Origin of the sequence: Pseudomonas sp. CM27 (assembly GCF_013179515.1) — a bacterium.
Taxonomy (GTDB): Bacteria; Pseudomonadota; Gammaproteobacteria; order Pseudomonadales; family Pseudomonadaceae; genus Aquipseudomonas.
Genome location: NZ_JABMCN010000281.1, coordinates 1 through 7,340, shown reverse-complemented (window position 1 = coordinate 7,340; position 7,340 = coordinate 1). Strand labels below are relative to the sequence as shown.

Below are 7,340 nucleotides of genomic sequence, written 5' to 3'. Positions count from 1 at the left end.
GACTCCAGGTACAGAAACCCGCTGGTCGAATGCCTGAGTGACATTTCCATGTGCAGTATCACCAGGTCGATAAACCCGTTCGGCTGCTGGGCGCAGGGCAGCAACTGGAAACGCGCCTTGTCCTTCGCAAGTGCGCGGGACTCGAAGGCAGACAGTGACTGCCTGTCATTGCGCAGTGCCTGCAAGGACTGTTCGGCCACCGCACCGTGCGCGGGTGAGCCTAGCTGCTCGACCTGCGCCACGGCGCGCTCGGCGAGGGTTTGCCGGTCAGGGCCGAACTTTCGCCTTGCGGGTGCCAGCTTGCCATCAAACCCTAGCGCAGCCAGGTTTCGCCAGTAGTTCCTGAACCAGTCAGGCTCTAGCCCCTCGTCCAGATCGCCCCAGGCGACCTGCTGGGCAAACGCGTTGGCCAGCAGGAGGTCATCACGCGCTTGAGGGCTGACCCCCGGCAAGAATGACATCAGGCTGCTGTGGACAACACTGGCACTGGCAGCCGGTTGATTGAACTTACTCATGGACAGGCTCCTGTGCCACTGGCGGTTGTACCTGGCCGCGATACTGCGCTTTCTTGGTGCCAATGGCGGCTTGCAGGCCGCAGCTCACCCGGTCGACAAGCTTGGCGCTGGTCTGGTAACGGCAGTCGAGTTGCTGGGGGGGCTCGTCGCACGCGGGCTCCAGAACTTGCCAGAGCCATAGCGCATCAGGCGGCGAAGCAGTGCTGAATCTGAGTTCGGTGCTGACGATGGAACCGTCTGGCAATACCAATCGCAGTTCCACATGAGCATGGCTGTCACCCCCGGCATCCGGCGGCCGTATGCATTCTGCCCACAACGCCTGCTGCAGGGCTGGGTCAGGGCTTGCCTTGAACATGTCCAGGCAACGCCCTGCCTCTGCATGCGATTCAGCGGCCAGAGCAGCCAGCAGGTTGGCCCGAAGGATGGCCCACGGCTCGAAACATGCGGCCTGCGGCGCGGAAACCGGGCGGGCCTGCACAGTGACCGGAGTACAACCGAAGCTGCCTTGCACCCGCAGGTATTCCCGGTGCCAGCCGTCATGGCGCAAGTTACGTGGGTGACGCTTGCTGGCCGCCAGATAGGCGGCCAGCTGAATATTGAGCAGATCGTCTACCCTTGATTGGCTGACGGCAGCATGAACCCATACCAGGCTGTTACCGTTTAGCCACAAAGCATAATTGGCTTGCATGATTTCGCCCTCCAGCCTCGCCGACACCGTGATGCCGGCGGGCCGACTCAATGATCAGATTTCAAGGGCCAGCAATACCTGCAAGGCATTGTCATCAAGCTTGGTTTCAACCAGCGAGCGGACCTTGTCGTACTGTCGCGGGTCGAAGTTCAACACCGCACCACAGGCAAAGTTCCGGGTGCCGCTGCTTTCCCACTTGAGCAGCAGGTAGTTGGCTGATTTATCAGGCTTGGCATCGGTCTGGATCGCGCTGACCAGCATGGCTACCTGGCCGGCTGAGGTCTGCTCGCATTTGGCAAGGCTCAACCCGGTACGGTCATCTTCGAACGTCTTGCGGTTCAACATCTCGACGTTTTTAGTGCTGGCGGCAAGTGCGGCAATGACGGTCTTGCCCAGGCCTTCGAGCGCAGTTGCCACCTCTCCGGTGAAGATCCCGTAGGCGGCCTGCAAGCCTTTACCCACCAGGTTGCTGATTTCCAGTTGCCTGTCGCTCTGGGTTACTTCCTGCACGTCGACATTGGTCGGGGCCCAACCCATCTTGGACATCAGGAAAACGTACTGCCTGAACCACTCCCGAGTCTCCTTGATAGGGTCGTGCTGCTTGTTGGCACCTTGAGTTGCCAAGGCATGGCATGCCTTGGCAGCGTCACGGTTCATGTCGGACATAGCGTCCGGGAACACGAACAGGTTCTTGTCCGGTAGTACCTGAAGTTCCAGTTTCTCGCTTTTCACGGCCATCGCTTTGGGTCTCCATTGGATATTTACGGTTGGAGCCCTCTGGCTCCAGCCACAAACCTAACGGCAACGCAAAACTCAACCCGCCCTGCAGCACTTCCTTAGCCGTCGGCATGCCCTTGTTCAGGGGTGGTTGTGGTACCAGCGCGGGGTATACACCCACAGCCCGCCATCGGCGCGGTCGAAGGTGCATGTCGTCGACGAACCGACCAGCACCATGGTGCGCATATCGACCATTTCCGGCAGCAATTCGGCCAAGGTGACTACTTTCAGCGTCTGCCCCGGCCTACCGATATCACGGCCAAGGACTACAGGCGTGGTCCCCTCCCGATGTCGGCGCACGACTTCAAGCGCCACGCCAAGCTGGTGCGGCCTGGATTTCGAGATCGGGTTGTAGAACGCCAGCACCAGGTCGGCCTGTGCCGCCAGGTCCAGGCGCTTTTCGATGATCGACCAAGGCTTGAGGTTGTCCGAAAGCGACATCACGCAGAAATCATGCCCCAGCGGTGCGCCCGCCTGGGCCGCCGTTGCGAGCGAGGCCGACACCCCCGGCAGGATCTCGAGGTCAACGCAATGCCAGGCAGGGTCGCTGGACTCATGCAAGGCTTCGAGCACTGCGGCCGCCATGGCAAACACGCCCGGGTCGCCCGACGACACCACCACCACCGAACGGCCTTGGGCCGCCAGCTCGAAGGCGTGCCGAGCGCGCTGCATCTCTTCACGGTTGTCGGTGCAGTGCTGCACCTGATCGTCGCGGAACGGGCCCGCCATGCGCACATAGGTTTCGTAGCCGAGTACATCCTGCGCACGCGCCAGCTCTGCCTTGACCGCTGGCACCATCAGCTCGGCAGCTCCCGGGCCCAGGCCGATTACCGCCAGGCGACCGCGACGGCGGCCGATCTGCGCCACCTCGACTGGTGCAGGCGACACTGCAATCACCACCTCTGCCTGCTCGATCAACCGAGCTTCGGGCAACGCCGTGGCAACCATGCTGGCGACATCGTGTGGCTTGGCGGCGAAGCGCAAGGCAACACCCAAGGCCGCTGCGGCTTCGCGCAGGGCGCTATCGGCCATGGCTTGCTCGTCGGCCAGCACGCACGCCAGTGCGGGCTCGGCGATGCCAGCCTGCTGCAATGCAGCACGAATAGCGTGCAGATTGCCGCCGGCGACACCGACGACTACCGAACGCGGATGGATCAGCAGTTCGTCGCGGCTGGCCGGGCGCGCCTGATGCCCCACATGGATGGTGCGCCGGGCCGCTTCACTGGCAGGCAACTGCGCCTGCAGCAACCACGGTGCGTCACCTTCAATGCGTACCGACTCGCCAGCCAGCAGGTCGGAGACAAAGCGCTTGCCTTGCTCGATATCCGCCAGGGCATAGCCCTGCGGCGGGTTGAGCAGGCAGGTGCCGAAGCGCAACTCGCCACTGGTGGTAATGGCGGCGGCTACGCCCAGCGCCTCAGCAATTTCGCGCGCCATGACGTTCACGCCGCCCAACCCACCGAGCAACGGCACGACGGCGCTACCATCCTCGGCCACGGCCAGCACCGGCGGCTCTGTGCCTTTCTCGTCGAGCAGGCTGGCCAGGCTGCGGATGACGATGCCCGCAGCGCACAGGGCAATGATCGGCGTATCCCGCTGATACAGCTCGCGCAGGGTGTCGCCGAACGCACTGTAGTAGCTGTCGACACCTTCGACCCGGCCTTCCAGGCCATGGATCGACGCCTGTGGATAACACTGCTGGATACGCTGCGCCGTGGCCAGGCTGCCTGGGCCGAGGATGACGATCGCCGGTGCCTTGTGCATGTTCAGCCCTGCCATTTTTCACCCGGCACGATGATCAGCGAAAAGTAGGGCGACGACTGCGGGTCGACCTGGTCCAGCGGCACGATCTTCTGGTTGGCCATGGTCGCCCGTTCCACATACAGCGCGCGCCCGTCCAGGCCAAGTTCGGCCAGCACTTCGCGCACTTTCGGGAAGTTGCGCCCAAGCTTCATGATCACCGCCGCATCGGCGTCGGCCAGGCGGCGCTTGAGGTCTTCGGCCGGCAGTACGCCAGACAGCACCGACAGGCTCTGGTTGCGGTACACCAGCGGCGCGCCCAGTACCGAAGCACCACCGAGCATCGAGCAGACGCCGGGGATTACCTCGGCCTCGTAGCGCTGCGCCAGGCGATCATGCAGGTACATGTAGGAGCCATAGAAAAATGGGTCACCCTCGCAGATCACCGCCACATCGCGACCGGCATCCAGGTGCTCGGCCACCTGCACGCTGGCCTCGTCGTAGAAGTCGCTGATCACCTGCTCGTAGGACAGCGGCGCTGGCAAGGCTTCGGTGGTGACCGGGTAGACCAGCGGCAGCAGGGCCTGCTCGGGCTGCAGGTGTGCCTCGATGATGCCGAAGGCATTGCCGCGCTTGCCCTTGGCCACGAAATAGCCGACTACAGGGGCCTCGCGCAGCAGGCGCAGGGCCTTGAGGGTAATCAGTTCAGGGTCGCCAGGGCCCACGCCCAGGCCCAGCAGACGTCCACGCGGCGCCATCATTCCACCTCCGTGGCCAGGGCGTTGACTGCCGCAGCAGCCATCGCGCTGCCGCCCAGGCGGCCTTGCATGATCACGAACGGCACGCCACGGCTGTCGGCAGCGAGCATCGCCTTGGATTCGGCTGCACCGACGAAGCCGACCGGGAAGCCGAGGATCAACGCGGGCTTCGGGGCACCAGCATCGAGCATTTCCAGCAAGTAGAACAGCGCAGTGGGTGCGTTGCCGATCACCACCACGCTGCCTTCCAGATGGGGGCGCCACAGCTCCAGGGCCACGGCAGAACGGGTGTTGCCAGCGTCCTTGGCCAGGCCAGGCACGCTCGGGTCACGCAAGGTACAGATGACCTTGTTGTCCGCTGGCAGGCGGGCCCGGGTGATGCCTTCGGCGACCATGTGCGCATCGCACAGAATCGGCGCGCCGTTCAACAGTGCCTCGCGCCCGGCACGGCCGGCGCCTGCGGAGAATTGCAGGCCATCGATGGCGTCGACCATGCCACACGCGTGGATCACCCGCACGGCAAGCTTTTCCAGGTCTGCGGGGATCCGCTCGAGCTGGGCCTCCTCGCGGATGATCCGGAAGGAATTGCGATAGATCTCCTGACCATCGCGGATGTAGTCAATCATCAAGGTGCTCCGTCGGCAGGTCGAGCATGGCGCCTGCTTCATTCAAGGTAAGGTCGGTGGCGCGCAGGGCACCGAAGCCAGGCTGGCGCGCATCACGCAGGTACAGGTCGTAACGGCCCGGCGAACGGGCCAGCAGGGTGGCCGGGGCAACATGGGCCATGGCGCAGGATCGGGGGCAACCGGACAAGTGCACGCTGGCTGGCGCACCCGGGCCCAGCAGCGTGGCCAGGGTCAGCGCGTCGGCCTTGGTTTCGCCCAGGGCCTTCGCGCAGCCGCTGGCGCCGGTGCAGGCGCTGATGCGCGCCAGAGGTTCATGGTCGTTGCAGAGCAGGCCCAGTGCGGCTAAATCGGCCTGGGCCTGGTCGATGTGTTGCGCTTGCAGGTTGGGCAGCACCAGGCTTTGCCAGGGGCTCAAGCGCAAGCTGCCATCGCCCAGTTGACAGGCAATGCGCGCGGCACCACGCAGCATGGTGGGGGTCAGCCGGCCCTGCGGCGGGGCAACGCCAAGCGCCAGGCCTTGGGCCTGGGGTAGCACGCCCAGCCAAGAAGCGTTGTGGGGTTCACGTCGCCATGCGAGCACGGCTGGGTCGCGGCGAATGGCCAGACCAAGCCCGTCGATGAAATCGGTTACCGAACAGGCTTCGAGCAACTGGCGCATGCGCGACTGCACCGGGGTTGCCAGGTCGAGGAAGCGCTCCAGCACAGCGCGCACCAATTGCAGGCCTTGCTCCAGCGGCACGGCGCCCAGCACCTGGCCTTCAGCCGGGCATCCCGCCAGGCCAAACGCAAGCCAGGTCTGCTGCTCCAGGCGCAGGGCCGAGAGCCACAGGTCATGGGGGTGTTCGAGCATCGCCAGGCTTTCGCCGGCATCCAGTTGCACGGCGAACTTGGCCGACAACTGATGAAAACGCGGTGTGCCTTCCAGCAGCTCGAGAATTCGTCCAGCCAACGGCCGGGCATCCAGCAGCATCGTCGGATCCTGCCCGGCCAGCGGGCTGAGCATCAGGTTGCGCACATCGTCACCCGCCGCGTCACGCGGGCCCAGGCCGGCAGCGAGCAGTGTCTCGACCAACTCGCGGTGGTGGCTGCCGATACCGCGTATCTGCAAATTGCCGCGGTTGGTGGCTTCGATCACGCCGCCTGCGAAACGCTCGGCCGCTGCAGCCACTGCATCGGCCTGGTCGGCAAACAGCAGGCCACCGGGCAGCTTGATCCGGCAGATCCCGCCGTCGCGGGCACTGACAATGCGCCACAACCCCGGGCAGGCCGAGGGGCGGGGCGATACGTGGGGGGCATTGGCCTGCTTCAAAGGGGTGTCCGGCAATCTGTGAAAATGCGCTTGAGTGGAGAAGGCGCGGTATTATGCCTGCTTTGTCCGGCGGCATGAAAAGCCGGTGGTCGAGCATCCTCGGCGTTTGAGTAGAAATTCACGACCGCGTCGCCCTCTTCACGGGTAAACCCGCTCCCACAGGATCATCGTTGCCCCACATCCTGTAGGAGCGGGTTCACCCGCGAAGGGGCGCAAAGCGCCCCCAAAAATGGCGGATTGAAACACATGACCCCCTGGCTGACAGTAATAGGCATCGGCGAAGACGGCTTCACTGGCCTGGGCAAACAGCCCCGGCGCGCGCTGCTGGCCGCTGCAAAGATCTTCGGCAGCCCCCGCCAGCTGGCCTTGCTCCCTCGCTGCGTGTCCGGCACACGGCTGGGCTGGCCAAGCCCGTTCTCCCTGGCCCCGGTGCTGGCCCTGCGCGGCGAGCCGGTGTGCGTTCTGGCCAGCGGCGACCCGATGTTCTATGGCGTCGGTGCCAGCCTGGCCCGCCAGGTACCTGCAGCAGAAATGCGCGTGCTGTCGATGCCCTCTTCCTGTGCCCTGGCGGCCGCCCGCCTGGGCTGGCCGCTGCAGGACGTGCAAGTGCTGTCGCTGGTCGCACGGCCCCTGACGGCGCTGAATGCCTACCTGCACAGCGGCGTGCGCCTGCTGGTGCTGAGCAACGATGGCGACAGCCCCGCAGCGATCGCCGCGTTGCTGCGTGCGCGTGGCTTCGGTCCAAGCCGCCTGCAGGTGCTCGAACACTTGGGCGGCGACGCGGAAAAAACGCTGGCCGGCACTGCGCAGGACTGGCCGCATGCCGATATCGCTGCCCTCAACCTGGTAGCCATCGAATGCCTGGCGGCACCCGATGCGCCGCGCCTGCACAGGCTGGCCGGGTTGCCAGACAGTGCCTTCGAGCAC

The 7,340-nt window shown here is 64.8% G+C and carries 8 protein-coding genes; 1 reads left to right on the top strand and 7 read right to left on the bottom strand.

Going from position 1 to position 7,340, the window contains the following annotated elements; translation table 11 throughout:
• From HP547_RS25455 to cobG, 7 genes are all read right to left on the bottom strand, one after another.
• A partial coding sequence (locus HP547_RS25455) for a hypothetical protein (protein WP_172288149.1) occupies positions 1-515 on the bottom strand: 515 nt, incomplete at its 3' end.
• The gene (locus tag HP547_RS25450; protein ID WP_172228450.1) at positions 508-1,203 is read right to left on the bottom strand and encodes a hypothetical protein; all 696 of its coding nucleotides are present in this window, start codon (positions 1,201-1,203) and stop codon (positions 508-510) included. The genes HP547_RS25455 and HP547_RS25450, both read right to left, overlap by 8 nt.
• Before the next feature lie 54 nt (positions 1,204-1,257).
• On the bottom strand, positions 1,258-1,941 hold the full coding sequence (locus tag HP547_RS25445) for a hypothetical protein (RefSeq protein WP_172288147.1): 684 nt from the start codon (positions 1,939-1,941) through the stop codon (positions 1,258-1,260).
• A gap of 120 nt (positions 1,942-2,061) precedes the next feature.
• Positions 2,062-3,759 (bottom strand): precorrin-3B C(17)-methyltransferase, encoded by a 1,698-nt coding sequence (gene cobJ / locus HP547_RS25440; protein ID WP_172288145.1) that lies wholly within the window; start codon positions 3,757-3,759, stop codon positions 2,062-2,064.
• Positions 3,747-4,481 (bottom strand): precorrin-2 C(20)-methyltransferase, encoded by a 735-nt coding sequence (locus HP547_RS25435; protein WP_172228456.1) that lies wholly within the window; start codon positions 4,479-4,481, stop codon positions 3,747-3,749. The genes cobJ and HP547_RS25435 overlap by 13 nt, the downstream gene beginning before the upstream one ends.
• Positions 4,478-5,104 (bottom strand): precorrin-8X methylmutase, encoded by a 627-nt coding sequence (locus HP547_RS25430; RefSeq protein ID WP_172288143.1) that lies wholly within the window; start codon positions 5,102-5,104, stop codon positions 4,478-4,480. Before HP547_RS25430 ends, HP547_RS25435 begins: the two co-directional genes overlap by 4 nt.
• Entirely contained in the window at positions 5,097-6,428 is a 1,332-nt protein-coding gene (cobG, locus tag HP547_RS25425; RefSeq protein WP_172288141.1) for a precorrin-3B synthase, read from the bottom strand. Before cobG ends, HP547_RS25430 begins: the two co-directional genes overlap by 8 nt.
• Positions 6,429-6,659: 231 nt before the next feature.
• Here cobG and cbiE point away from each other — a divergent pair.
• On the top strand, positions 6,660-7,340 hold a 681-nt coding region (gene cbiE, locus HP547_RS25420; RefSeq protein WP_172288139.1), incomplete at its 3' end, for a precorrin-6y C5,15-methyltransferase (decarboxylating) subunit CbiE.

Coding starts and splice junctions, on each gene's coding strand:
- HP547_RS25445 (WP_172288147.1), bottom strand. CDS start 1,941: ATGGCCGTGAAAAGCGAGAAACTGGAACTTCAGGTACTACCGGACAAG.
- cobJ (WP_172288145.1), bottom strand. CDS start 3,759: ATGGCAGGGCTGAACATGCACAAGGCACCGGCGATCGTCATCCTCGGC.
- HP547_RS25430 (WP_172288143.1), bottom strand. CDS start 5,104: ATGATTGACTACATCCGCGATGGTCAGGAGATCTATCGCAATTCCTTC.
- HP547_RS25450 (WP_172228450.1), bottom strand. CDS start 1,203: ATGCAAGCCAATTATGCTTTGTGGCTAAACGGTAACAGCCTGGTATGG.
- HP547_RS25435 (WP_172228456.1), bottom strand. CDS start 4,481: ATGATGGCGCCGCGTGGACGTCTGCTGGGCCTGGGCGTGGGCCCTGGC.